The sequence below is a fragment of the Novosphingobium mangrovisedimenti genome, from assembly GCF_025153475.1.
Classification (GTDB): Bacteria; Pseudomonadota; Alphaproteobacteria; order Sphingomonadales; family Sphingomonadaceae; genus Novosphingobium; species Novosphingobium mangrovi_A.
In genome coordinates this window covers 1-25644 of the sequence record NZ_JANZXA010000012.1, presented here as the reverse complement: position 1 = coordinate 25644, position 25644 = coordinate 1, and the positions used below count along the sequence as shown (strand labels likewise).

At 65.1% G+C, this 25644-nt stretch carries 19 protein-coding genes; 8 read left to right on the top strand and 11 right to left on the bottom strand.

Features of this window, described 5'->3' with window-relative positions; translation table 11 throughout:
* Window positions 1-46: 46 nt before the first annotated feature.
* The 3 genes from NZK81_RS16255 to NZK81_RS16245 form a co-directional block, all read right to left on the bottom strand.
* Entirely contained in the window at window positions 47-1468 is a 1422-nt protein-coding gene (locus NZK81_RS16255; RefSeq protein ID WP_260047128.1) for an aldehyde dehydrogenase family protein, read from the bottom strand.
* A 155-nt stretch (window positions 1469-1623) separates the two neighbouring features.
* A complete protein-coding gene (locus NZK81_RS16250) occupies window positions 1624-3402 on the bottom strand; it encodes a thiamine pyrophosphate-binding protein (RefSeq protein ID WP_260047127.1) in 1779 nt (592 codons plus the stop codon).
* A gap of 188 nt (window positions 3403-3590) precedes the next feature.
* Window positions 3591-4802 carry a CaiB/BaiF CoA transferase family protein gene (locus tag NZK81_RS16245; RefSeq protein ID WP_260047126.1) on the bottom strand — a complete coding sequence of 404 codons (1212 nt, stop codon included), beginning with the start codon at window positions 4800-4802 and terminating at the stop codon, window positions 3591-3593.
* 205 nt (window positions 4803-5007) lie between these two features.
* Between NZK81_RS16245 and NZK81_RS16240 the strand changes: the two genes are divergently transcribed.
* The 5 genes from NZK81_RS16240 to NZK81_RS16220 all read left to right on the top strand — a co-directional run bounded on the left by NZK81_RS16240 (window position 5008) and on the right by NZK81_RS16220 (window position 10951).
* A complete protein-coding gene (locus NZK81_RS16240) occupies window positions 5008-6174 on the top strand; it encodes an acyl-CoA dehydrogenase family protein (protein ID WP_260047125.1) in 1167 nt (388 codons plus the stop codon).
* A gap of 101 nt (window positions 6175-6275) precedes the next feature.
* A complete protein-coding gene (locus NZK81_RS16235; RefSeq protein WP_260047124.1) occupies window positions 6276-7166 on the top strand; it encodes an HpcH/HpaI aldolase/citrate lyase family protein in 891 nt (296 codons plus the stop codon).
* A 125-nt stretch (window positions 7167-7291) separates the two neighbouring features.
* On the top strand, window positions 7292-8539 hold the full coding sequence (locus tag NZK81_RS16230; protein ID WP_311202108.1) for an acetyl-CoA hydrolase/transferase family protein: 1248 nt from the start codon (window positions 7292-7294) through the stop codon (window positions 8537-8539).
* A 2-nt stretch (window positions 8540-8541) separates the two neighbouring features.
* On the top strand, window positions 8542-9309 hold the full coding sequence (locus tag NZK81_RS16225; protein ID WP_260047122.1) for an enoyl-CoA hydratase/isomerase family protein: 768 nt from the start codon (window positions 8542-8544) through the stop codon (window positions 9307-9309).
* Window positions 9310-9421: 112 nt separating this feature from the next.
* Window positions 9422-10951, top strand: coding sequence for a DHA2 family efflux MFS transporter permease subunit (locus NZK81_RS16220; protein WP_260047121.1), 1530 nt, complete (start codon window positions 9422-9424; stop codon window positions 10949-10951).
* A gap of 3 nt (window positions 10952-10954) precedes the next feature.
* Here NZK81_RS16220 and NZK81_RS16215 read toward each other — a convergent pair whose 3' ends face one another.
* From NZK81_RS16215 to NZK81_RS16200, 4 genes are all read right to left on the bottom strand, one after another.
* A complete protein-coding gene (locus tag NZK81_RS16215) occupies window positions 10955-12190 on the bottom strand; it encodes a DUF1214 domain-containing protein (RefSeq protein WP_260047120.1) in 1236 nt (411 codons plus the stop codon).
* 2 nt (window positions 12191-12192) lie between these two features.
* Complete coding sequence (locus NZK81_RS16210) at window positions 12193-13002, bottom strand: sugar phosphate isomerase/epimerase family protein (protein WP_260047119.1); 810 nt, start codon at window positions 13000-13002, stop codon at window positions 12193-12195.
* A gap of 136 nt (window positions 13003-13138) precedes the next feature.
* Window positions 13139-14314, bottom strand: coding sequence for a sulfotransferase family protein (locus NZK81_RS16205; RefSeq protein WP_260047118.1), 1176 nt, complete (start codon window positions 14312-14314; stop codon window positions 13139-13141).
* A gap of 1 nt (window position 14315) precedes the next feature.
* On the bottom strand, window positions 14316-15434 hold the full coding sequence (locus NZK81_RS16200; RefSeq protein WP_260047117.1) for an LLM class flavin-dependent oxidoreductase: 1119 nt from the start codon (window positions 15432-15434) through the stop codon (window positions 14316-14318).
* 124 nt (window positions 15435-15558) lie between these two features.
* On the opposite strand from NZK81_RS16200, the gene NZK81_RS16195 reads away from it, so the two are divergent.
* From NZK81_RS16195 to NZK81_RS16185, 3 genes are all read left to right on the top strand, one after another.
* Window positions 15559-16683, top strand: coding sequence for a helix-turn-helix transcriptional regulator (locus tag NZK81_RS16195; RefSeq protein WP_260047116.1), 1125 nt, complete (start codon window positions 15559-15561; stop codon window positions 16681-16683).
* A 144-nt stretch (window positions 16684-16827) separates the two neighbouring features.
* Window positions 16828-17580, top strand: a complete 753-nt coding sequence (locus NZK81_RS16190; protein ID WP_311202104.1) for an SDR family oxidoreductase — start codon at window positions 16828-16830, stop codon at window positions 17578-17580.
* A gap of 34 nt (window positions 17581-17614) precedes the next feature.
* Window positions 17615-18424, top strand: coding sequence for an SDR family NAD(P)-dependent oxidoreductase (locus NZK81_RS16185; RefSeq protein ID WP_260047114.1), 810 nt, complete (start codon window positions 17615-17617; stop codon window positions 18422-18424).
* Between the two features lie 27 nt (window positions 18425-18451).
* Here NZK81_RS16185 and NZK81_RS16180 read toward each other — a convergent pair whose 3' ends face one another.
* The 4 genes from NZK81_RS16180 to NZK81_RS16165 form a co-directional block, all read right to left on the bottom strand.
* Window positions 18452-19864: an efflux transporter outer membrane subunit gene (locus tag NZK81_RS16180; RefSeq protein WP_260047113.1), complete on the bottom strand. Its 1413-nt coding sequence runs from the start codon at window positions 19862-19864 to the stop codon at window positions 18452-18454.
* Window positions 19861-23061: an efflux RND transporter permease subunit gene (locus tag NZK81_RS16175; RefSeq protein ID WP_260047112.1), complete on the bottom strand. Its 3201-nt coding sequence runs from the start codon at window positions 23059-23061 to the stop codon at window positions 19861-19863. The genes NZK81_RS16180 and NZK81_RS16175 overlap by 4 nt, the downstream gene beginning before the upstream one ends.
* A 7-nt stretch (window positions 23062-23068) precedes the next feature.
* Window positions 23069-24280, bottom strand: coding sequence for an efflux RND transporter periplasmic adaptor subunit (locus NZK81_RS16170; protein ID WP_260047111.1), 1212 nt, complete (start codon window positions 24278-24280; stop codon window positions 23069-23071).
* 257 nt (window positions 24281-24537) lie between these two features.
* The gene (locus tag NZK81_RS16165) at window positions 24538-25437 is read right to left on the bottom strand and encodes a LysR family transcriptional regulator (RefSeq protein ID WP_260047110.1); all 900 of its coding nucleotides are present in this window, start codon (window positions 25435-25437) and stop codon (window positions 24538-24540) included.
* Window positions 25438-25644: the final 207 nt, after the last annotated feature.

The window sequence follows — 25644 nt, the reverse complement described above, 5'->3', positions numbered from 1 at the left end:
GTGGCAGGCGGGCCGTTCGTGAGATGCGGAAAATGCCGAGGGTGCGTCAGGCCGGGTTCCAGCCGATCACGGCCTTGGTTTCCAGATATTCCTCGAAGCCATAGTCGCCCCACTCGCGCCCGTTGCCCGAGCGCTTGTAGCCGCCGAACGGCGCGTGGAAATCGAATCCGCCGTTTACCCAGATCGCGCCGGTGCGCATCTTGCGCGAAAGCGCGCGGCAGGTGTCGAGGTCCTCGCCCGAGACGTAGCCGCCCAGGCCGAAGGCGGAATCGTTGGCGATTTCGACAGCATGGTCGAGGTCGTCGTAGCCGATGATGACGAGCACGGGGCCGAAGATTTCCTCGCGGGCAATGACCATCTGGTTGGTGCCCACGAATACGGTCGGCTTCACGTACCAGCCCTTGTCGAGCCCTTCGGGACGGCCGGCGCCGCCCGCGATCAGTTCGGCGCCTTCTTCAAGGCCCTTCTCGATGTACTGCTGGATGATGTTGTACTGTCTCTTGGAGACGACCGGGCCCATCGCGAAGTTGCCGTTGGGATCGCCCACGGTCACGCCGTTGGCAGCCTCCGCGGCGACCTTCTTCACTTCGTCCATGCGCGAATTGGGCACCAGCAGGCGCGAGCCGGCCGAGCAGGTCTGGCCGGAGTTGCCCATCATGCCCGCCGTCGCACCGGCGACATGGGCAGCCAGCGAGGCATCGTCGAGCACGATCCACGGGCTCTTGCCGCCCAGCTCGAGGCCGACGCGCTTGACGGTGTCGGCCGCGTCCTTCTGGATCTGCACGCCGACCGGCTCGGAGCCGGTGAAGGAGATCATGTCGATGTCCTGATGCGTCGACATGGCGGTGCCGATCTCGCTGCCCTTGCCCTGCACCATGTTGAACACGCCTGCGGGCACGCCGCTGTCGTGCAGGATCTCGGCCAGGATCTGGGCCGAGTAGGGGGCGAGTTGCGGTGGCTTGAGGATCATCGTGCAGCCGGTGGCGAGCGCCGGGAAGATCTTCACGCAGGTCTGGTTCATCGGCCAGTTCCACGGTGTGATCAGGCCGCACACGCCGATCGGCTCCTTGCGGATCAGGGTGACGCCGCGCTCTTCCTCGAACTTGAAGGTCTTGAGCACCTCGATCGCGGTAGCAAGGTGGCCACTGCCGAGCATCGTGTGGAAGCCGCAGGCGAGCGGACGCGGCGCGCCCATCTCTTCCATGATCGCTTCGCCCAGCTCGCTTTCGCGCTTGGCGTACTCGGCCTGGATCGTTTCGAGCAGGTCGAGCCGTTCCTTCGCCGAGGTCTGCGAATAGGTGGCGAAGGCCTTGCGGGCGGCGGCCACGGCCTTGTCGACATCGGCGGGCGAGCCCAGCGAGATCTGGCCGGAGACTTCCTCGGTCGCCGGGTTGATGACTTCGGCGGTGCGCGGGGTGATCGGATCGACCCACTGACCGTCGATGTAGAACTGAGTGTAGTTGCGCATGATAGTCTCCCATTCCTCCCCGAAACGGGGAGGGGGACCATGCGCAGCACGGTGGAGGGGCACATCCGGTTCGCAAGAGGTCGCGTTGAACGCCCGTGCCCCTCCACCACCCTATCGGGTGGTCCCCCTCCCCCTGATGGGGGAGGATCCTTACATTACTGCGTGCCTTCGGCGTACCAGGTGCGGAATTCGCTGTACTGGGGCTTGTCTTCCGCGTTGGCGACCGGGTCGATCTTGACGTGGATGACCGCCGGCTTGCCGCTGGCATAGCCGCGCTCGATGGCACCGGCGATGTCGGCGGCATCGGTGACGAATTCACCGTAGCAGCCGAAGCCTTCCGCGATCTTGTCGAAGCGGACCGTGTCCGACCAGTGCACGCCGGCCTCGTTGGTGCCGGGACCGAAGGTGGAGCGGTAGATGCCCACTTCGAGACCCCACTGGAAGTCGACGCCGACGACGCAGACCAGCGGCAGGTTCTTGCGCACCGCCACTTCCAGTTCGCCGATGTGGAACAGGAACGAGGAGTCCGAGGTCACGAGCATGCCCGGGCGGACCTTGCCGGTGGCGGCCTGATCGGCGAGCATGGCGCCGGTCGCATAGGGCAGGCCAGTGCCGATGTGGCCGTAGTTCTGGTTCCAGATCACGTCGTGCGGCTTCGCCTGGTTGTAGGTCCAAGTATAGATCACGGTGGCGCCGCCGTCGCGGATCATGATGCCGTCCTTCGGGAAGGCCTTGGTGGCTTCCACGATGAAGCGGGCGGTGTTCATCGGAACGTTGCCGGTGCCGTCGTCGCGGGTCTGCGATTCCTCGTCCAGATCCTTGATCTGCTGCGCGTCGCCCTTGATGAATTCCTCAAGGCGCGGGTGGCCCGCCAGGGTCTTGCCTTCCAGAGCGCGGACGAGCTGCGGCACCACGGCGCGCAGATCACCCACTAGCGGGCAGTCGATCTGGCGATTGACGCCGATCGCGGTCGGATCCTGCTGGACGTAAATCCACTTGCGGTTGGCTTCGTTGTCCACCCAGTGGCGCCAGCGGCCGTAGTGGCTCGGCTCGCCCAGCTCGGTGCCCAGCGCGATGCACAGGTCGCTTTCGACCACGGCGTCGACCGAGACTTCGGAAAAGCCATAGGGGAAGGTGCGGTCTTCGAGACCTTCGATGAAGGCCGTGCCGCCCGAGGTCTGGATCACCGGCGCGCCGATCTTCAGCGCGAGGTCCTTCACCGCGGCGCCGGCCTTGCTGGTGTAGACCGCGTGGCCGGCGAGGATGATCGGGTTCTTGGCATTGGCGATCAGTTCGACCGCTTCGGCAAGACGATCACCGTCAGCGCCCTGCATGGTCAGGCGATAGCGGTGCGGCGGCAGCGCTTCGGGAACGTCCAGTTCCTCGAGCACCGTGTGGTGCGGATATTCGATATAGCAGGGGCCGGGGGTGCCGGACATCGCGACGCGGATCGCCTCGCGGATGATCTCGTCGGTCTGGTCGGCATATTCGATCGAGCTGGAGTACTTGACCGAATCCTCGATCATCGGCTCCTGGCGCACGAACTGGATGCGGCCGCGGCGCACGCGGCGCTCGGTGATGCGGGCGCGCTGGCCGCCCATGAAGATCACCGGCGAGTTCTCGACCTTGCAGCACTGGATCGCGGGCATCATGTTCGCCATGCCCGGGCCGAGCGTACCGATGGCGAGCGCGGGCTTGCCGGTGATGCGGGTGGCCGCTTCGGCCATGAAGCCGGCGGCGGCCTCATGGTGCGGCGAGACGACGGTCCAGCCGCGCCTTTCCGCCTCGAGGAAGAGGTGGACGAAGTTCGGATCGGGAATGCCGAAAAGGGTCTTGATGCCCTCGGCCTCGAACAGGTCGAGGATGCGCTTGTAGACCGGCACGCCCTTGGGCGCGGTCTTGGCGGGTTCCGCCTGGGAATCGTCTGCGTACATTGGGTTGCCTTTCTTCGATCTCGATCCGGTTGTTTTCGCGTCACTGTCGTTGCGGGCTTCGGAGCGGGGCCGCTCGCTGGCTAAGCCGGACCGTGCGGGTGGATTTCAGTCACTCTCCCAAGGTGCGATCGTGATACGCGCTTTGCGTGAATGACTAAGGTCTTTCCAGTTCAAATCAACAGTGCTGTTCACTTGCTGACATCGGCCTGCGCAGCAATCGCCTCGGCGTTTCCCGCGAGTTCCTCCAGCACGGCCTGGTTGTCCTCGCCCAGCATCGGCGCGGGGCCGTGAACATGGCCGGGCGTGGCGGAGAACCACGTGGGCACGCCCGGAAAGCGCACCGGGCCCTGCGCGGTTTCGACCTCCTCGAAGAAGCCGATGGCGTTGAGGTGTTCATTCTCGAACAGTTCGCCGGTGGAGCGCAGCGGGGCACAGGGGATGTGCAGTGCCTGCAGCGTCTCCAGCCATTCCTGCGTGGTGCGGGTGAGAAAGGTTTTGCCCAGCAGGCCGTAGACGCGGCCGATCTGCCTGGCGCGCTTTTCGAGGGTGGAGAACTCCTCGCCCCGTTTGCCAATGGCCCACTCGGGCTGGATCGCCTCGATGAAGGCATTCCAATGCTTGTCGTTGTAGACGAGCGCGGCGACGTAGCCGTCCCTGGTCTTGTAGGGGCGGCGGTTCTTCTCGACCGCGCGGTGATAGAACGCGGGCGTGGTCGGCGGCGAGAACATCGCGCCATTGGCGTGTTCCACGAGCATGAACGAGCTCATCGCCTCGAACATGGTGACTTCCACCTCCTGGCCTTCCCCGGTGCGCTCGCGGTGGAACAGCGCCATCATCGTGGCATAGAGTGCGTGGAGGCCCGCGACCTTGTCGGCCATGATCGTGGCGACATAGCCGGGCTCGCCGTTCATCAGGCCCTGCACATAGGGAATGCCGCATTCGGCCTGGATGGTGTCGTCATAGGCGGGCTTGTCGCCCTCGGGCCCGCGCCGCGAGTAGCCGTAGCAATTGGTATAGACGATGTCCGGGCGAATCGCGCGGACCGAATCGTAGTCGAAGCCCAGCTTCCTGATCGCGCTGCCGCGCATAGAATGGATGAAGACGTCCGCCGTGGCGATCAGCTGGCGCAGCGTGTCCTTGTCCTCGCCCTGGCGCAGGTCGAGCATGAGGCCGCGCTTGCCGCGGTTCACATTGACATAGATGCCACCCATGCCGGCCACCGGGCCCTCGGTGATCCAGCGGGTGTTGTCGCCAGCCGGCGGCTCCACCTTGAACACTTCGGCGCCCATGTCGGCCATGATCTGGGTGGCATAGGGGCCGAACACGACGCTGGTGAGATCGACCACGCGAATCCCCGCGAGTGGTCCGCTGTGCCCTTTCGTCTGTGCCTCTCCGGCCATCTTGCTCTCCGCTGTTCAGTGCGCCTGATAGCGCAGCCGCGATCACAGGTCTATGCGCATTTTCGTTCATTGAACCAATATCGGAACAAATATGGTTGTGCGGGGGGCTTTGCGCTGCTAATTCCCGTCGCGCCCGCATCGACGGCGAGATTTGGGAAGGCCCGCGCGCCTGCGCGGTGGATGTGCTCAGGAAAGGTCGAGTTTCGTGGATTTCTCTTTCACCGAAGACCAGCAGAATATCCGCGAAGCGGTTCTCAAGCACTGTTCGCAGTTCACTGACGAGTACTGGCTGGAAAAGGATCGCAGTGGCGAATTTCCCTTCGAGTTTCACATGTCGATGGCCGAGGCCGGATGGCTGGGCGTCGCCATGCCCGAATCGGTCGGTGGTGCGGGTCTCGGCATTACCGAAGCCGCGGTGATGATGCAGGCGGTCGCCGAATCGGGCGGCGGCATGACGGCGGCTTCGGCGATCCACGGCCCCGTGTTCGGGCTTGAGCCGGTGTACCTGTTCGGCACCGAGGAGCAGCAGCAGCGCATGATCCCGCCTATCCTCTCGGGCGAGGAGAAGATGTGCTTCGCGGTGACCGAGCCCAACACCGGCCTCGACACCACCAGCCTCAAGACCCGCGCCGACAAGGTCGAGGGCGGCTACAAGGTCAATGGCGAGAAGATCTGGATCACCAACGCGCACGTCGCGGACAAGATGCTGCTGATCGCCCGCACCACGCCGCTCGATCAGGTGAAGCGCAAGACCGAAGGTCTGACGCTGTTCTATACCAAGCTCGATCGCGACCACATCGAGCATCAGCTGATCCCGAAGATGGGCCGTCACGCGGTAGGCTCGAACATGCTGTTCATCACTGACCTGTTCATCCCCGAGGAAGACCGCATCGGTGAGGAAGGGCAGGGCTTCAAGATCCTGCTGCAGGGCCTCAATCCCGAGCGCGTGCTGCTGGGCGCCGAGGCTACCGGGCTGGGCCGCGTCGCCATCCGGAAGGCCTCGCGCTATGCCCGTGAACGCGTCGTGTTCGGCCGTCCCATCGGCCAGAACCAGGGCATCCAGCACCCGCTCGCCAAGGCGTGGATGCAGGTCGAGGCGGCGAGCCTCATGGTCTTCAAGGCGGCCACGCTGTTCGACAAGGGCGAGGATTGCGGCGCCGAGGCGAACTCCGCCAAGTTCCTCGCCGCGGAAGCCGGCTACGAGGCGTGCCAGACCGCAGTCATGTCGATGGGCGGCATGGGCTATGCGCAGGAATATCACGTCGAGCGCTACTTGCGCGAAGTGATGATCCCGCGCATTGCCCCGGTCAGCCCGCACCAGATCATGAACTACATAGCCGAGCGGGTTCTGGAACTGCCGAAGTCGTATTGAACCAAGCCGTCATCCCGGCGAAGGCCGGGATCGCTCTCGGCAATGCGCGGCCTGACTGTCCGCGATCCCAGCCTGCGCCGGGATGACGTGAAAGGAAGAGGATGCCCATACAGCACGAACCCATCTCCGCCCGCTCCTGGCTCTTCGCGCCGGGCGACAGCGAAAAGAAGATGACCAAGGCGATGGAGGGCGGGGCCGACATCGTCCTGATCGATCTCGAAGACGCGGTCGCCATCGACAACAAGGCCAACGCGCGCCCGATGGTGCACGATTTCATCAAGGCCAACCCCGAGCAGCGCCACCGCCTGTGGGTGCGCATCAACCCGCTCGACGGACCCTATACGCTGCTCGATCTGGCGGCGGTGATGCCCGCGCAGCCGGGCGGAATCATGCTGCCCAAGGTCTATGGCCGGCAGGACGTGGAAACGCTCGACAAGTATCTGGAGGCCTTCGAGGTCGCCAATGGCATCGAACAGGGTTCCACGCCGCTGATCGTGCTGATGACCGAAACCGCCGAGGCCATGTTCCACTGGGGCGACTACAAGGACTGCCCGCGCGTGGTCGCGCTGACTTGGGGCGCGGAGGATCTGGCGGATTCGATCGGGGCCTCGTCCAACCGCGATCCGGACGGGTCCTATTCCTTCACGTATGAACTCGCGCGCAGCTTCTGCGTGATGGGCGCGGCGACTGCGGGGGTGACCGCGATCGAGACGATCAGTGCAGATTTCCGCGACCTCGATGCGCTCAAGGCTCGCGCCGAAAAGGTGCGCCGTGACGGCTATCGCGGGATGATGGCGATCCACCCGGCGCAGGTGCCGGTGATCAACGCCGCCTTCACCCCCACCGAAGAGGAAATCGCCGAGGCGCAGGAAGTCGTCGATATCTTCGCCGCCAACCCGGGCGTGGGCGCGATCGGCTGGAAGGGCGGCATGCTCGACCGGCCTTACCTCGCACGCGCGGAACGGCTGCTGCGGCAGGCAGGCAAGCTGTGATGCCGATCCACGCCCGCTCGTCCTGAGCCTGTCGAAGGACGCTGGCGCTGCGCGTGGACAAGCTCGGGATGAGCGGAGTGGGGAACGAGAGGTACCCATACATGACCGACACCGTTACCCCCGAAGTGCTGGACCTTTCCAAGTACCTGAAGGCGGGCGACAAGATCGTCTTCGGTCAGGCCTGCGGCGAACCCACCACGCTGGTGGAAGCGCTGATCGCGCAAGGGGCGGCCATTGGCGATCTCGGCGCTTTCATCGCCACCAGCTTCTCGGGCCTGTTCACGCCGGAAACCGCGAGCGCGTTCCGCCTGTCCAGCATGGGCGCGATCGGCGCGCTACGTTCGATGACCAAGGCCAACCTGCTCGATGTAATCCCTGTTCACGTCAGCCAGGTCGCGCCGCTGATCGAATGGGGCGTGATGCCCTGCGATGTGGCAATGATCCAGGTCAGCCCGGCGGATGCCGAGGGCAATCACTCCTGCGGCCTCATTTCCGACTACGTGCGTGCGGCGGTGGACAAGGCGCGCATGGTGATCGCCGAAGTCAACGAGCAGGTGCCTTATGTGCAGGGCGAGCTGATCCCCGGCAGCGTCATCGACGTTGCGGTGAGGGTCAGCCGCACGCCGGTCGAAGTCGCGCCCGCCAAGATCGGCCCCACCGACGAGGCGATTGCGAAGTTCTGCGCCGAATACATCGGCGACGGCTCGGTGATCCAGACCGGCGTTGGCGCGGTGCCCGATGCGATCCTGCGCCTGCTGCACGACCGCAAGGATCTGGGCGTGCACTCGGGCATGCTGGGTGACGGTCTTGTCGAACTGGCCGAGGCGGGCGTGCTCACCAATGCCCGCAAGGAAATCGACACCGGCGTTTCGATCAACGGCGCGCTGATCGGTACCAAGCGGCTCTACGACTGGGCGCACAACAATCCGGCGATCCGCATGACGCCGACGAGCTACACCCACGATGCGGGCGTGCTGGGCCGGCTCTCGCGCCTCGTCACGATCAATTCGGCGGTCGAGGTCGACCTGACCGGGCAGGTCAATGCCGAGCAGGTGGGCAATTCCTATGTCGGCGGGACCGGGGGGCAGGTCGACTTCGTGCGCGCCGGCGCCCGTTCGCCGGGCGGCGCCTCGCTGATGGTGCTGGGCGCGACCGCGAAGGGCGGCACGCTTTCCAAGATCGTGCCGAAGCTGGGCGGCCCCGTCACGTCCGCGCGCACCGAGGTCGACGTGGTCGTCACCGAATTTGGCGCTGCGGAACTCAAGGGCCAGTCGCTGGCCGAGCGCGCGCGGCGTCTGGTTGCCATTGCCCATCCCGATTTCCGCGAGGAACTCGACCGCACTGCCCACGAAATCGCCAAGCGAGGGTTTTGATCATGTCCGATGCCGTCCTATACGATGCCCGCAAAGACGGCATTGCCGTCCTGACCATCAATCGCCCCGATCAGCGCAATTGCCTCAGCCGCGAAGTACGCGAAGGGCTGCGCGAGGCATGGGTCCGGTTCGAGGCGGACGATGCGATGCGCATCGCCATCCTGACCGGCAGCGGCGACAAGGCTTTCTGTGCCGGCGGCGACCTCAAGGAAATGGTCGAGACGGGGATGACGGTGCCCCCGCGCGACATGTTCCCGCTGCCCTACGACAGCATCGAGCTGAGCAAGCCCACCATCGCGGCAGTAAACGGCCACGCCATGGCCGGCGGCTGGATGATCGCGCAGGCCTGCGACCTGTGCGTCGCCAGCACCAACGCCAGGTTCGCAATTACCGAGGTGAAGGTGGGCCGTGGCAGCCCGTGGGCGGCGCCGCTGATCCACATGATCCCGCAGCGTATCTTCATGGAGATCGTGCTGACGGGCAAGCCGATCACGGCCGAACGCGCTTACGAGATCGGCCTCGTCAATCGCCTGACCGAACCGGGCGGTGCGCTCGATGCCGCGATTGAACTGGCGAAGGACGTGCTCGACGGCGCGCCGCTGTCGGTGAAGGCCGCGCGCGAGACGGTGATGCTCTCTACCGAGATGGGCCGTTCCGCCGCCTTGCAGGCAGCCCGCGCCGCGCACGAGCGGACCTATCATTCCGAGGATGCGCAGGAAGGCCCGCGCGCCTTTGCCGAAAAGCGCAAGCCGGAGTGGCGGGGGCGCTGATCCTCTCGCGATGACCGGCCATCGGCGGCGCGATGCTGCCACCGGTGCGCTTGCCCGGTTTCGGCCCGCGTGCAAGGCTTACTAAGCACGCTTAGGAAACCAGCAGAGGCCCATGGACAGCGCGAGTTATCCCGATCCGTCGCGCCGGTTGCTGATCACGGGCGCGACGATTCTCGCGGTGCTGATGGTCACGCTCGACGGCACCATCGCGGTGATCGCGCTGCCGCACATGCAGAGCACGCTGGGCGCCTCGCAGGACCAGATTGCCTGGGTGCTCACCTCCTACCTGCTGGCAGGCGCCATCGCCACGCCGCTGGCAGGCTGGCTGGCCGACAGGTTCGGGCGCGTGCGCGTCATGGCGCTGTCGGTGGTGGGCTTCACCCTCAGCTCCATTGCTTGCGGTCTGGCGCCGACGCTGGAATTCCTGGTGTTTGCGCGACTGGTGCAGGGCTTTTCCGGTGCCAGTCTGGTGCCGCTCAGCCAGGTGCTGCTGCTCGACATCAACCCGCCCGAAAAACAGGGCCCGGCGATTGCCGCCTTCGGCATGGGTACACTGCTGGGGCCGATGATGGGGCCGATCCTTGGCGGCTGGCTTACCGAGTACGTTTCGTGGCGCGCGATCTTCCTGATCAATGCGCCGGTGGGTGTGATGGCGTTCTTTGGGCTGATGATCTTCGCGCGCGACCTGCATTCGAGCCGCGCCAGTCCCTTCGATGCGCGCGGGTTCGCCTTCGTCTCGATCACGCTGGCGGCGTTCCAGCTCATGCTCGATCGTGGGCAGATGGTCGACTGGTTCGATTCCATCGAGATCTGCATCGAGGCGACGATTGCGGGCCTGTTTGCCTATATATCGGTGGTCCACATGCTCACCGCGCGCGATCCGTTCATCAAGCCAGTGATCTTCACGGACCGCAACTTCCTGCTCGGCACAGTGCTTTCGGCTGTGACCGGCATCTTCCTGACCGGCGTCATCCCCATCATGACCAGCATGATGCAGCAGTTGCTGGGCTATCCGGTGCTGCTGACCGGCTTGATCTCGACCCCGCGCGCGATCGGCAACCTGCTGACGATCATGGTGGTTGGCCGTCTCGTTTCGGTGATCGATGCACGCTACCTGATCTTTACGGGGATGACACTGTTGGTTGGCAGCCTGACGCTGCTTTCCTCGATGTCGCTGGAAGTCAGCCAGGCACGCATGGGCTTCGTCACCTTCCTGCAGGGCTGCGGATCGGGGCTGCTGTTCCTGCCGCTGACGATGATCGTCTTTTCCACGCTGCCTCGCGAATACCGTAACGAGGGTTCGACGATCTTCACGCTGGTGCGCAATCTCTCGGGGGCGGCGGGCATCTCGCTGATCCAGTCGGCGACGATCCGCGATCAGGCGCAAGTGCAGTCGCATCTTGTCGAACGCGTGCGGCCCGACAATCCCGTGATCGCCTGGGGCATGCCGGACTTCGACGTGATGAACGTGCCCGGCGTTCAGGCGATGATGGGGGAGATCGGCCGGCAGGCGGCGATGGTCGCCTACGTCAATTCCTACCGCGCGATCCTGATCCTTGCGGTGCTCGCCGCGCCGCTGGCCTTGCTGATGCGCAAGGCGTCGCGCACGGCCGAGCCGCTGGCGACGATGCACGGGGAATGAGCATCAGATGCCGAAACGCGGCTTGATCGCCCGATAGCGTTCCAGCAGCATCGCCGCGCGCTGCCCGGGCGTGACCGTGGCGGTATCGGCGGGCAGATACGTCATCAGGTCCGCGCGTTTCACCAGTCTGGTGCGGAATGCCGCCGGGCTCTGGGTCAGCAGGTTGCGGTAGGTGAGATTGCCGTCGCTGAACCCTTGCGTATCGAGCCAGTTGTGCACGCCGGGATCGTCATGCGCGATCACGAGGCGCACGACGCCGTCGGCATCCACTTTCGTGCGTGCGGGCGTGTAGCTCACCGGGCGGTGGAGGAAATCCATCGATCCCATGAAGGCGCCGCCCATGCCGAAGATCCAGAAGCCCTCGTGCATGTCCATTTCGACGATCAGCGCTTCGTCTGGCCGCAGGCGCCAGATCATGTGCGCGGCCATGCGTCCGCGCTTGGCGTCCGAGGCGTCGTTGGCGGACTTGTCGGCGGGGAAGGCGTTGAGCTGGTGGGGATCGCACACGCCGCGCGATGTCTGCCACGAATGCTCGGGCCATTGCTCCATGAAACCGGAGACGAAGCGGCCGGCCCATTCCATCGCCTCGATCATGCGGTCGGGAGGGGGCATCGGGCGCGGCTCGGCCATGCCCAGGCGCTCGATAGTGAGCGTGGTCGGCTGCTCGCCCCAGGAGTCGAAGGCTTCGCGGATGAACAGCTTGCGGCTGCCTGCCGTGGTGGGGAGCCAGTTTCCGCTGCGTTCCTCGCCGCCGATGAAGAGTTCGAACCTGCCCTCTGCATCGGTTTCGAGCTGCGAACCCAGGATGTTGCACTCGGGAATGTCGCCGAAGGGTTCATGCAGGCTGGGCCAGTCGGTTCCGGGGATCGTCTCCGGGCGAGGCCCTTGCACGGTTACGTTGAGCCAGCGCGCGGTGCCGCGCTTGCCGGTCAGGCGATAGGTGTGCTCGCCCGAGATCCACGCCTGTCGATAGGTGAAGTCGGCCACGTCGCCGCCCAGTTTCATCGTCGGCGTGGTGAAGTAGTGGATCTGCGGAAAGGCCGGATCCTTGGTTTCGAGCGCGAGATCGAAGGCCTGGCCGAGGTTCTGGGTCAGGAACCGGAAGGCGTCCGCGCGCTGGAGCGCATTGGCCGGGTTGGCATCCTTGAAGGCCTGCGTACCGGCATGCTTGAGGTCGTCGCAGAAGCGGTCCCACGCCGCCTTGAGGTCCTTGTCGGAAGGGGCGTCGCCATAGGCCATGATCAGGCTCCCAGTTTCTCGAGCAGATTGGAGAGATAGTCGGCCGCGCGGGTGCTGGCCGGCCTCGCACCTTCCTCGGCAATGCGCGGGCCCACCAGTTCGAGATCGAACAGCCCGGAATAGCCGAGATCGAGCAGGTCGCCGATGATCCGCTCCAGCGGCACGGCGCCATCGCCGGGCACCGCGCGGTTCGGGGCGGTGCGGTCGCCGAGCACATAGTCGCTCACCTGAACAAGGCCGGTCAGCGGTATGGCCTCGGCCATGTTCTCTTTCAGCGCTGCTTCCATCCAGCAGGGCTGGATGTCGATGCAGACGCCGATCCCGGCGATCCGGGCAAGGCGTGTCGCATCGGGCAGGGTATGCGCCATATGAATGTCGACATTGAGCGCGGAGGCATTTTCTACCAGCAGCGCCACACCCTTTTGCTGCGCAGCATCGCGGCAGGGCGCGATCAGCTCGGCAAAGCGGTTTGCGGCCTCTTGCCATGACAGGCAGCCGCGTCCGCCGGTTACCAGATAGATCGAAGGCGCGCCCAGTTCTGCGGCCATGTCGATGGCGCGCATGAGGCCCGATGCGGCGCCGCCGCTGTCGCTTTCCAGGTTGGGCTGCATGGCGAAGGGGTGGTTGACGCAGCCGACTTTCACGCCGGTTTCGGCAAGCGCTTTACGTGCGGCCTCAAGCTCTCCGGCTTGCTCCAGCTTGGGGGTGACAAGCATGCAATGCTGCACTTCTATACTGCAGCAAAAATCGATGAACGCGGCCGTGGTCTCGGCCATGAAGGCAACCTGATGAAGGTTTACGCGCGGGTGCATCAGATCCGCCCCGGCACGGGGAGGGGGACCATGCGCAAAGCGGATGGTGGAGGGGATTCTCCGCCACCGCTACGCCTGGTCGAGAGTCCCCTCCACCATGCTGCGCATGGTCCCCCTCTCCGTGCCGGAGAGGATTTCACTTTCGTACCTCGATCGGCACGCCGAAGCGTTCGCGGAATGGCGTGAACTCTTCGTTCAGCGCATCAATGTCGTATCCCGCGTCGACCAGCACCTGGGTCGAGTAGTGGAACTTGCCGTGCCGGTCGCCCATGTTGCTCGCCAGGTAGTCGCGCATCGCCGCTTCCTGTCGCTCACCGAAGGGGCGTCCGGCGAACTCGTAGTAGCCGCGGATCGTCGCGATCGGGTCGGTCACGAAATCGCGGTAGAGCACATGGTGGATGCGCGGGTCGTTCACCATGGGATTGCTCATCGTGTTGCCGATCGACCAGCGCACCCGCTCGAGGTGCATCTTCGCTTCCTTCACGAGGTCGATCTTGCCGACGATCCCTTCCATGATGTCGCTCATCATCATCGTCGAACTGGCGGCCACCATCACCGGATCGCGGTGCAGCCATACCAGCGTGGCATCGGGATAGGCCTCGAAGAATTCCTTGAGGCGCGTGGTGTGAAAGCCCTTGAGCACCCAGTATTTCGGTTCGCGCCTGTACTGGAAGGCCTGCAGCATGGCCTTGTGGATGCGGTACTGCGCGGTCGGATCGGTGGGCAGGCCGAACGAGAGGTTCTGCATCGGCACGCGCCACCAGGCGGTGGGCGTCATCACCCGGAAGTCGAAGGCCCAGGTGCGCTCGTCCTCGGGCAGGCCGTTTCCCAGCATGTCATTGTAGGGATGGCAGTGCAGCCACTTCCACATCTTGGCGTTGATCTCGCGCCACTCGTCGTCGGCAAGCGCCTTGCGCGGGTCCTCGCCGGCAACGGTACCCGGCGGCGGCGAAGGGTGCATGACTTCCCAGAAGCGCAGCGCGCGGGCGTCGGGATCGACCGACATCAGCGCATGCATCAGCGTGGTGCCCGAACGCGGCTCGCCGGTGGCGAACATCGGGCGGTCGATCACTTCGTCCGCGAGCGGATAGTCCTGGCGGTCCTGGAAGAAGCGAAGCCGATCGGTCAGCAGCCAATGGATGTTCTCGGCAGCCGCTTCGCGCCCGGCCTCGTCCATCGGAATGTCGTTGATATGCCGTACAGCCAGCGCGAAGCGCTCGGGAAAGCCCTCGTCGGCCCAGTCGGATAGACCGGTCTCGTCCATTGCATGCTGCAGCAGTTGCTGCGCGTCGAGAGCGCTGGTGGTCGCCATCTCAGGCCTCCACCAGTTTCTGGATTTCGTCCTCGGTCTCGCGAACCTTGGCGGCGGAGGTCGCCGAGAACTTCATGCCGCCCATGCCCCCGTACTCCATCAGTTTGTAGACGCGCATCCCGGCATCGGCGAAGCCTTTGATCTTGAGCGCCACTTCCTTCGGCGTGCCGACCGGCATGATGTCCCGGATCGCCTGCGGGTTCATCTCGTTGCAGAACTTTATCATGGCCTCCCGGCTGAGCTTCACCGGGTCGAAGTCCATGATACCGCGCCAGTCGGGGCCCATCGGATGCTCGTAGCCGAACTGGGCGAGGTCCTTCGCGGTCAGCATCAGGATGATCGACTTGACCATCGGTGCCTGCAGCATTTCGTCGACCTCGTCCGGTTCGCCGATCAGACAGATCTGGGTGAGGGCGGGGGTGAAGTGGCTCATGTCGCGCCCGGCGGCATCGCCCGCGTCGAGGATCGTCTTGAGCTTGGCGGCATAGTCCTCCGGTGTCCACGCGCCCGCCGGCCACCAGCCGTCGGCCTCCCGCCCGGTAATGCCGAGCATGCGCGGGCCGGCCGCGCCGGTCCAGATCGGCGGGGCCTTGCCATCGTAGAGCTCGGTATCCATTCGCGCATGTTCGAGGTGGAAGAAATTGCCCTCGAAATCGACCGGGCCGTCCGAATGCCACAGCAGCTTGATGACCTTGATCGCTTCCTCGAACCGGCTCACCGGCTTGGAGAAATCGAAGCCGTAGGGGACTGTGTTTTCCAGTTCGCCCGAGCCGAGGCCGAGGATGAAGCGTCCCTTGGACAAGTGGCTGATCGTCAGCGCGCTTTGCGCCAGCATCGAGGGATGCCGACGCACGGTGTCGACCACCGTAGTGGCGAGCGGGGTGTTCTTGGTCAGTACGGCCGCCGCGGCGCTGACCGCCATACCGTCGAGGTGGCGGTGCGGACTGGGCGAGGCCTTGGCCAGATCGGTGAACTCCGGTGTCCAGATCGAATCGGGCCAGAAGCTGACCATGTGATCGGGCAGCCAGATCGAGTGGTAGCGGCCCGAATCGTATTCCGCAGCCATGTCGATGCCGAGTGGCAGGGTGGTGCGCAGGAATGCGGCGGGTTGCACTTTCATCACGTGTTGTCCTCTCCCGGTCGCGGATGGGAACGCTGGGGTGATGGTTCCTGTATGCCGCGTTGTCCGAGCCCGATTTGTGGGCTAGGGGCCGGGAGAAGAAAATTCCCATTTGGGGATGCATATGCTGACTGGAGAGGATGCGGACGCACTGCTTGCGCCGCTGATCGAGGGACTTCTGGAAGATCCGCCCTGGCGGGCCTTCCTGGACGCCCTGCGCGAGCGGGTCGGGGGCGACTATGCCAGTCTGGTGTTCCGTCCCTTGCCTTTCGGAACTCCGCAGGCGCGGGTGATACATCTCTATTCGGGGCAGCCGTTCCCTCCCGACGTCGCACGCCATCACAGGGAGAACCTCAATCGCATGGACCCCATGCCGCACCACGACATGAGCGAGGGGCGGACATACCGATTGGGCGAACTGCTCCAGTCCGACGATCCCGATCACGAGACCTACCTGGCGGAACTGCTCGTGCCGGCGGGGATGAACCACTTGCGCATGATCCGTTTCACCGAACGCGGCGGCGTCAGCGGCTGGATCACGGTGACGCGGAGGGCAGGCGACTTCGCGCCCGACATAGATGTCCTGCTCGAAGACCTTGCCCCGCACATGCGCGCCGCGCTGGCCGGTTTCGTGGCGCTCGAGCGCGAGCGTATGACCGCGGCAGTCGCGCGCGAGGCGGTGCGGCGCATGAACTTCGGCTGGCTGACGTTGGACGGCGAGGGGCGCTTGCTGGACGCCGATGCGCACGGGGCGCAGATGCTGGCAGGTGCGGGCCACCTTTCGCGGAGCAAGGACGGGCGCCTCACTGCCCGCGATCCCCAGCTGCGCCGGCAGTTGCTCGATGCCATCCGCGAACTTGCCGGCAATCCACAGGCGCGGCCGCGGGCCCTGGTGCTGAGTCGCGAGCCCTGGCTCGACCTGCTGTTCGTCCCGTCCAGCCCGCGCCTCGACATGACCCCGGTATCGACGCAGGCGGCGCCTGCCATCGTCTGCTACCTCCATGCCGACAACTGGTCCTCCGCCGACCGCTGCGAGCAACTGGCGCAGCTCTTCGATCTGGCGCCCAGCGAGGCGCGGCTGGCGCTGGCGCTGAGTCGGGGCATGTCGATCAGCGAAGCGGCGCCGGAGCTGGGGCTGACAGTGGAATCGGCGCGGACCTATTCCAAGCGCATCTACGCCAAGACCGGCGCGCGCGGACAGGCCGATCTGGTGCGGTTCATCCATCGGTCGGTGCTGGTGATCGCCTAAAATTTGGATACATCCTGCAGCGCTCGCGAGGGCGATTAGAACAGGTGTTCAGCAAAATTTGTTGACACAGGCCCGTGCCCTTGCCAGCCAATGGATACGATCCGGGGCACAGGCTCCGAAGCAATCAGTCGGGAGATGCCTGAAATGTCCAAGCCGCTTGCAGGAAAAGTCGCGCTCGTCACCGGCGCTTCATCGGGGATCGGCGAGGGCGCCGCGCTGTGCCTTGCCGAGGCCGGTGCCACCGTCGCCATGACCGCGCGCCGTGCCGACCGGCTGGCCGGGCTGGTCGGGAAGATCGAGGCCACGGGGGGTAAGGCGCTCGCCATCCCGGGGGACATGACGGTCGAAGACGACGCGCGAGGGGCGGTCGAGGAAACGATCAAGGCATTCGGCCGCATCGACATCCTGATAAATTCGGCAGGGATCATGGAAGCCGGCGGGATCGAGAACTGCGATACCGCGATCTACCGCAAGGTGATCGACATCAACCTGATGGGCACCGTCTACACCTGCGCCGCCGCCGTGCCGCACATGCTGGAGCAGGGCGGCGGCGACATCATCACCATCTCCTCGCTCGCGGGCCGCAAGGGCGGACCGATGACCAGCGCCTATTCGGCAAGCAAGCATGCGGTCAATTTCATGACCGACGGCATGCGTCAGGAACTGGGCGACCGGAACATCCGCGTCACCACGCTGATGCCCGGTGCGACCGAAACCGAAGTGGGCGACAACATCACCGACCCCAACTGGCGCAAGGCGATCCAGGCCCACGTCAGCAAGGAGGGCGCCGTGAAGCCGCGCGACATCGGCGAGGCCATCGTCTTCATTCTGGCGATGCCGCGCCGGACCAACATTTCGGAAATCTCGATCCGGCCGACGATCGACACGAGCGCCTGATCGGCCCGAGGGAAACAGAAACGGGAGAAATGCAATGGCCGGAAGGCTTCAGGACAAGGTCTGCGTCATCACCGGCGCGGGTTCGGGCATGGGCAGGGCGATGGCGCAGCTGTTCCATGCCGAAGGTGCAAAGCTGGTGCTCGCCGACATTTCGGGAATGCAGGACGAGGTTGCCGCCTCGCTCGGTGCCGATGCCGTCGGCGTGCACTGCGACGTTTCCAGCGAGGCCGACGTGCAGGCGATGATCGCCGTTGCCGAAAACACCTTCGGCCGGCTCGACGTGCTGTGCAACAACGCCGGCTTCGGCGGGCCGATGGCGCCGCTGCACACGCAGACGAGCGAGACGTGGGACAAGGTCCACGCCACCAACATCAAGGGGGCGTTCCTGGGCATGAAGTACGGCATCATCTCGATGCTCAAGTCCGGGGGCGGCGCGATCGTCAACACGACCAGTGCATCTGGCGTGGTCGGCTGGAAGCATCACAGTGTCTATGGCGCGGCCAAGGCTGGCGTGAACCAGCTCACCAAGACCGCCGCGCTCGACTATTCGGACAAGAACATCCGCGTGAACGCGATTGCTCCGGGTACGATGTGGACAGGGCTCGTCGAAGCCTCGCAGACCCATGCCGAGCCGCCCGCCGAATACCCGGTGCTGGCCGGCATTCCGATGGGGCGCTGGGGGCTGGCCCGGGACATCGCCAATGCCGCGTTGTACCTTGCCAGCGACGAGGCCGCCTATGTGACCGGCGTCGTCCTGCCGGTCGATGGCGGTTACTGCATCGGCTTTTCCGGCATGGGCGCCGAACGTCCGGGCATTGCCAGCGTCAATACCGACGGGACGTGAGGCCCGCGGCTGCCGGCGCGGCTCTGTCTAGCCGCCCGGCGTCGTTGCCTGGTCACCGCCGAGCACGCGATAGAGCGTGATCCGGTTGGCGGCCGCCTGCAGGCGCACGCGCACTTCGGCCCGGCGGGCGGTGTAGAGGCTGCGCTGCGCATCCAGATTGTCGAGCGAGCTGGCGATGCCCTGCTTGTAAGTCGCCTCGGTCAGTTGCGCGGTGTCCTGCGCGGCGGCGGTATAGGCGCGTGCCGCGCGCAGGCGCTCTGACAGGGTGCCCTGGTCGGCCAGAGCGTCCGCGACTTCGCTGAAGGCGGTCTGGATGGCCTTTTCATAGCCTGCCAGCGCGGCGTCGCGCCGGGCCTTGGCGACCTTCACACTGGCCGCCTTGCCGCCGGCGTTGAAGATTGACCAGCTGGCGTCACCGCCGGCCGTGGCGGAAAAGGCGCCCTTGTCGAACAGCGAGGACAGGGAATCGCTGGCAAAGCCCAGCAGGCCGGTCAGCGAGATCGAAGGGAACAGTTCCGCGCGGGCCACGCCGATGTCCGCGTTGGCGGCACGCAGGTCGTACTCGGCCGAAACGACGTCCGGGCGGCGCAACAGGACTTGCGAACTCGTGCCGGCGGGCAGCACGGCAAGGCCCTCGTTCACTTCGTCGATGCCGCCGGGAAGCAGCGCTTCGTCGAAGTCGGCGCCGACCAGCAGGCGGATGGCATTGATGTCCTGGGCGAGAGCTGTCGTCTGCGTGGCGACATCGCCCTTGGCGTTTTCCAGCACCTGCTCGGCCTGGCGCAGGTCCGTGCGCGGCGCCACGCCGCCCTTGAGGCGTGCCGCCGTCAGCCGGACGCTGTCCTCGGCATTGCCGACGGTCGACCGGGCGATAGCCAGCAGATCCTTGTCCGCCGCATAGGTGGCCCATGCCAGCGCAAGGTCCGAGACCAGGCCAAGCCGTACGGTGCGGGCCGAGGCTTCCGTTGCCAGTGCGGTGTCGCGCTGTGCCGCAGTGGCATTGGCGAGCTTGCCGAACAGATCCAGCTCGAAGCTCGAAACGCCGCCTCTGGCCGAATAGGACCAGCCGTCGTCCGATGTCCCGCCGCCAAGGTCGGTGTATGTCGCAGAGCCGTCGACGTCGAGCGCGGGGAACTGGTTGGCGCGCACCACCCGGATCTGGGCGCGGGCGGCGGCGACATCGGCGGCGGCGACGCGCAAGTCCCGGTTGTTGGCCAGCGCCTGTTCGACCAGGGCTTGCAACCGGGGATCGCGGAAGATCTCCTTGTAGGAAACCAGCGGCAGGTCTGCCTCGCTCTGCGCCAGATAGGCATCGCCGATCGGCCAGGATGCCGGCGCTGGCAAGGCGGGCGCAACGTATTTCGGCGCCAGCGAACAGGCGCCCAGCGCCACGGCGCTCGCCAGTCCCACCGCCAGTTTCACGGTCGTGCCGGCCTTCATGCGCTCTCTCCCGAAGTCAGGCCCCGCCGGCGCATCTGCTCTCTGGCCGCTGCCAGACCGTCGCGCACGCTGCGGCGCACGAGGACGAAGAACAGCGGGATATAGAAGATGGCCAGGATAGTGGCCGTCAGCATGCCGCCGATCACGGCAGTGCCGATGGCGACACGGCTGTTGGCGCCTGCGCCGGTCGCGGCCGCGAGTGGCAGCACGCCGAAGATGAAGGCAAAGCTGGTCATCAGGATCGGGCGCAGGCGAATGCGCGCGGCTTCCAGCGCGGCGTCGATCACGCGCTTGCCTTGCCGTTCCGCCTGTTCCGCGAACTCGATCATGAGGATGGCGTTCTTCGCCGCGAGGCCCATCGTGGTGAGCAGGCCGATCTGCAGGTAGACGTCGTTTTCGAGGCCGCGCAAGGTGACGAAGGCGATCGAGCCGAGCAGGCCGAGCGGAATGATCAGGATTACGGCAACGGGGATCGACCAGCTTTCATAGAGCGCGGCAAGGCACAGGAACACGACAAGCAGCGAGAGCGCATAGAGGAGCGGCGCCTGCCCCGAGGACAGCCGCTCCTGATACGACGATCCCGCCCAGGCGACGCTCGCGCCGGGGATTTTCGCGGCCAGTTCTTCCATCACGTTCATGGCCGTGCCCGAACTGACGCCCGGTGCCGGCGTGCCCGAGAACTCGTAGGCCTGCAGCCCGTTGAAGCGCGAACTCGAGCTGGGGGCGGTGGACCAACCGATAGTCGAGAACGCCGAGAAGGGCGACATCTGACCGTTGGAACCGCGCACGAACCAGCGCGACAGGTCTTCCGGACGCGAACGGAACTGCGCATCGCCCTGCACGTAGACCCGCTTGACGCGGCCCTTGTCGATGAAGTCGTTGACGTAGGTGCCGCCCCAGGCGGTCGCCAGCGTTGCGTTCACGTTGCTGGCGCTCAGGCCATACGTGGTGAGCGCGCGCGTGTTGGTGTCGATTTTCAGTGTCGAGACATCGGGAAGATCGCTCAGGCGCACGTTGGCGAGCTGGCTGTTCTGCATCGCTTCGGCCAGCAGCTTGTCCCTCGCTTCGGCGAACTGGGCGCGGCTCATGCCGCTACGGTTCTGCAGTTCGAGCGTGAAGCCCGACGAGGTGCCAAGGCCGCGGATGGCGCCGGGAACCAGCGCGAAGACCTGGGCATCGCGCAGGCTGCGAAAGGCAACCGATGCGCGCTGCGCAATCGCCTCGGCGCTGTCGTGCGGGTCCTTGCGTTGCTCCCAGTCGGTCAGTTTCAGGAAGGCCTGGCCGGTGTTCTGCCCACTGGCCCCGAAGCCGCCGCCGGCGATCGTGAACATGCCCCAGACATTGTTCTTTTCCGAGGACATGATGTAATTTTCGATCGTGCGCTGGACTTCCTCGGTGCGCGAACGCGGGCTGCCGGCGGGCAGGCGCCATTGGACCATGACATTGCCCTGGTCTTCGTTTGGCAGGAAGCCGGTGGGCAGCCTTTCGAACAGCATCAGCGTTGCGACGCAGGTGATCGCGAACAGGCCCAGCCAGCGCCACTTGTGCGCCACCACCCGTTCCACCTGCCGGCCATAGGCGGCGGTGACGCGCTCGAACCCGCTGTTGAAGCCGGTGTGGAACTTCTCCCAGCCGTGTGCCAGCCAGGGCAAGCGGCGCTCGATCAGCGTGGGGACGCGGTCCTCGGCGCTCATCTTGGGCTTGAGCAGCGTCGCCGTGAGCGCCGGGCTCAGGATCAGGGCGACGAGCACCGAAAGCACCATGGCCGAGATGATCGTCAGCGAGAACTGGCGATAGATCACGCCGGTCGACCCGCCGAAGAAGGCCATCGGCAGGAATACCGCGGACAGCACGAGGGCGATGGCGATCAGCGCGACCTGGATTTCCTCCATCGACTTGATGGTCGCCTCGCGCGCGGACATTCCCGGATTTTCGGTGAGAAGGCGCTCGACGTTCTCGACCACGACGATCGCGTCGTCCACCAGCAGGCCGATGGCGAGCACCAGTCCGAACAGAGTCATCGTGTTGATCGAAAAGCCCACGACGTAGAAGATCGCGAAAGTGCCCAGCAGCACGATCGGCACCGCGATCGCCGGGATCAGCGTGGCCCGCCAGCTTTGCAGGAACACGAACATCACGATCACGACGAGAACGATCGCCTCGAACAGCGACTTTTCGACTTCGGAGATGGAGAGCTTGATGAAACTCGTCGAATCATTGCCATAGGCATAGGCCAGCCCGTCGGGCATGGTCGTGGCGAGTTCCTCCATCTTGGCCTTGACCGCCTCTGCGGTTGCCAGCGCATCGGCCCCCGGCGAGAGCGAGACCGAAATGCCCGAGCCGGGGTGTCCGCTGAAGCGCGAGACGGTGCTGTAGTTCTCCGCGCCGATCTCCACGCGGGCGACATCGCCCACGGTGACGGTCGATCCGTCCGGGTTGGTCTTGACGACGATATTCCGGAACTGATCGACGGTCTGCAGCCGCGAACCGGCGGTAACGATGGCGTCGATCGCCTGGTCTTCGACGGCGGGCAGCCCGCCGAGTTCGCCGGCGGCGACTTCGGTGTTCTGGGCCCGGATCGCCGAGATGACGTCGCTCGGCATCAGTGCGACCGAGGCAAGCTTGTTGGGATCGAGCCAGATGCGCATGGCGTGCGGCGCGCCGAAAACGCGCACCTCGCCAACGCCCTCCACGCGCGAGAGCGGGTCCTGGACATTCGAGGTCAGATAATCGGACACGTCCTGGTTCGAACGCGTATCGGTCTCGTCGTAGACCGCGACGAGCAGGAGCTGGTCGGGGTTGGACTTGGTGACGCGCACGCCCTGGTCCTGCACCGACTGGGGCAGGCGGGAGAGCGCCGACTGCACCTTGTTCTGCACCTGCACCTGGGCGATGTCGGGGTCGGTGCCCTTGGCGAAGACCGCACTGATCGTGGCCTGCCCGCGATTGCTCGATTGCGAACTGAAGTAGAGCAGGCCGTCGATGCCGGTCAGCTGCTGCTCGATGATCTGGGTTACGCTGTTCTCGATCGTTTCGGCCGACGCGCCGGGATACGTGGCGCGAATGTTGACCTGCGTCGGCGCGATGTCCGGATACTGCTCCTTGGGCAGATAGAACAGGGCACCGATGCCGCCCAACATGACGATGATGGCCAGCACCCATGCGAAGATGGGGCGATCGATGAATATGCGCGACATGTCGGAGTCAGCCGTCCTTGCCGGCGCCGGCTGCGCTGCCTTGTTCAGGCGGTCCGACCGGCTGTGGGCTCGATGCCGCGACGGGGCGAATCGCGGCCCCCTGCTTGAGGCCGTTCAGCCCCTGCACGATGATCTTGTCGCCCTTGTTCAGGCCCGAGGTGACCACCGAACTGGTCTCGTAGGTGCGGTCGGTAACGACCTTCCGGCGCGCGGCCTTGCCGTCGTCGCCCACGACCATGACGTAGGCGGTGCCGTCGAAATCGTGCTGGATCGCGTTTTGCGGAACGAGGAAGGCGGAAGGATGCGATGCCTGGTCGAACACCGCGGTGACGAACAGGCCGGGAAGAAGTAGGCCGTCAGGGTTGGGGAAGCGGGCCCGCAGGGTGACCGTTCCGGTATCCTCGCTGACGGTCACTTCGGAAAACTCGACGGTGCCCGTAAAGCCGTATTGCGAACCGTCATCCAGTTGCAGATGGACTTGCGTGCTGCCGGGCTTGACGCCGCCGGCCGCGAGCTTGCGGCGCAGCGCGACCAGGTCCGCCGCGGATTGCTGCATGTCCACGTAGATGGGATCGGTGCGCTGGATCAGGGCCAGGGGATCGGTCTGGCTGGCGCTGGCGAGTGCGCCGACAGTGGCCAGCGAGCGGCCGATGCGTCCGCTGATCGGGGCCGGGACGTTGGTGAAGCGCAGGTTGATCCGCGCGGTGTCGAGCGCGGCGGCGTTCTGCGCGACCGAGGCCTTCGCGACCCGGGCGCTGGACAGGGCGTCGGTGTAATCCTGCTTGGCGACGGCTTCCATGTCGGCAAGCGGCTTGAAGCGGTCGGCCTTCGCAATCGCAGCGTCGGCCGAGGCCTTGGCGCTGGCCAGGTTGGCTGCGGCCTGGTTGACCGCCGCCTGGTAGAGGCTCGGGTCGATCTGGAACAGCGGCTGGCCCGCGCGCACATAGCTGCCCTCGGTGAAATAGCGCTTGCGGATCACGCCGGAGACCTGCGGGCGAACTTCGGAGGTTTCGAAGGCTACGGTTCGCCCGCTGAGCGACACGGAAAGCGGGACATTGGTCGTGTTTGCAACAATATAGCCGACTTGCTTGGCCTGACGCTGGGAAGCGTCCGACGACGGCTCGCCCGAACAGGCAGCGAGCGATACGACCGCGAGCAAGTTCGCCGTCAGGCGCCAGCGCCGCGCAAGCGGTCGTTTCGGATTTTGATCGGGTTTCACTTGGCACGCTTTCTTGGACAGTTGTCCGAGCTATCGAGACATTCGGCGCGCGCTGCAAGCGTCCAGTTCGCGCTTGCGACAATTTGAGACGAGACAATGCACGCAGGATCGGCGCTACGCAGCCAGCTGCAAGGCGACGCCGGCCGGGAATCATCTCGCGCTGGGCCATTGCCGCCAACATTGCTGCCATTCGCGAAATGGATAAGGCTTACCAAGAGCAGCCGTTCGTTCAGGTCCTCCAAACATAACGGCGCGCACTACCAGATGCTTTGTGCCAGCAGGTTTTCGAGCCAGTCGGCAAATGCCAACACACGGCGAGTGCGCTCACGTCGGCGGGGAAACAGCAGGTTCGCGGACATCGGTTCGGCGGGATAGCCGGGAAGCACTTCCACCAGACGGCCCGACCGCACTTCATCACGCACATCATACGCCGGAACCTGGATGATGCCGAGCCCGGCGATGCAGGCGGCGATCATGGCTTCGGCGTTATTGACTGTCACCCTGCCTCCCACCCGGATCGTGCGGATCTTGCTTCCCTCACACCATTCGAATGGTTCGACCCGCCCCGTGGTTGGCGATGCGAACAGGACCATATGATGCTGGTCGAAATCCGATGGAGTCTGGGGAATGCCGTGTCGTTCCAGATAAGCAGGACTGGCGACGTTGATGAATGCGATATCGCCCAGATGTCGAGCGACAAGCGATGAATCGGCAAGCGGCCCCACGCGCAGGACACAGTCTATCGCGTCCTCGACCAGATTGGAGGCCCGGTCGGTCACACCGAGAATGACATCCACACCCGGATAGCGGTCAAGGAATTCGGGCAACGCCGGCGCGACGATCAGGCGACCGATGCGGCCGGGCATGTCCACATGGATACGCCCGGCAAGGCCCCGGTCACCTTGCCGGAACAAGTCTTCAACATCTTCGACTTGCCCGATAACGGCGAGGCTTTTTTCGTAGAACAGCTGCCCGTCCTGGGTGGGTGCGACCTTGCGCGTGGTGCGGTGGAGCAGGCGCACTCCGAGACGGGCCTCAAGATCCTGCACCGCGAGCGAAACCGATGATCGCGGAAGGCCGAGCTGGTCCGCGGCGCGCGTGAAACTCGCACACTCCACAACCCGGCAAAAGACCCGGAACAGATCGATCCTGTCCATGCCGATTGTTTAGAATATCCAACAGGAGATGTCATCAATCACCCATTTATCCAGCTCGAACGAACAGGGAGAATGCCTCGCATGTTGATTTCCGCTGAGAGTTGACCCGGGAGAGGCATAAATTTCCGCTGAGAAGTGACCCATGTTCTGACCTTTCCCCTGGCTGTTGCGTCGGGGGACATTGGAGTGATCGACATGGCGTTATTG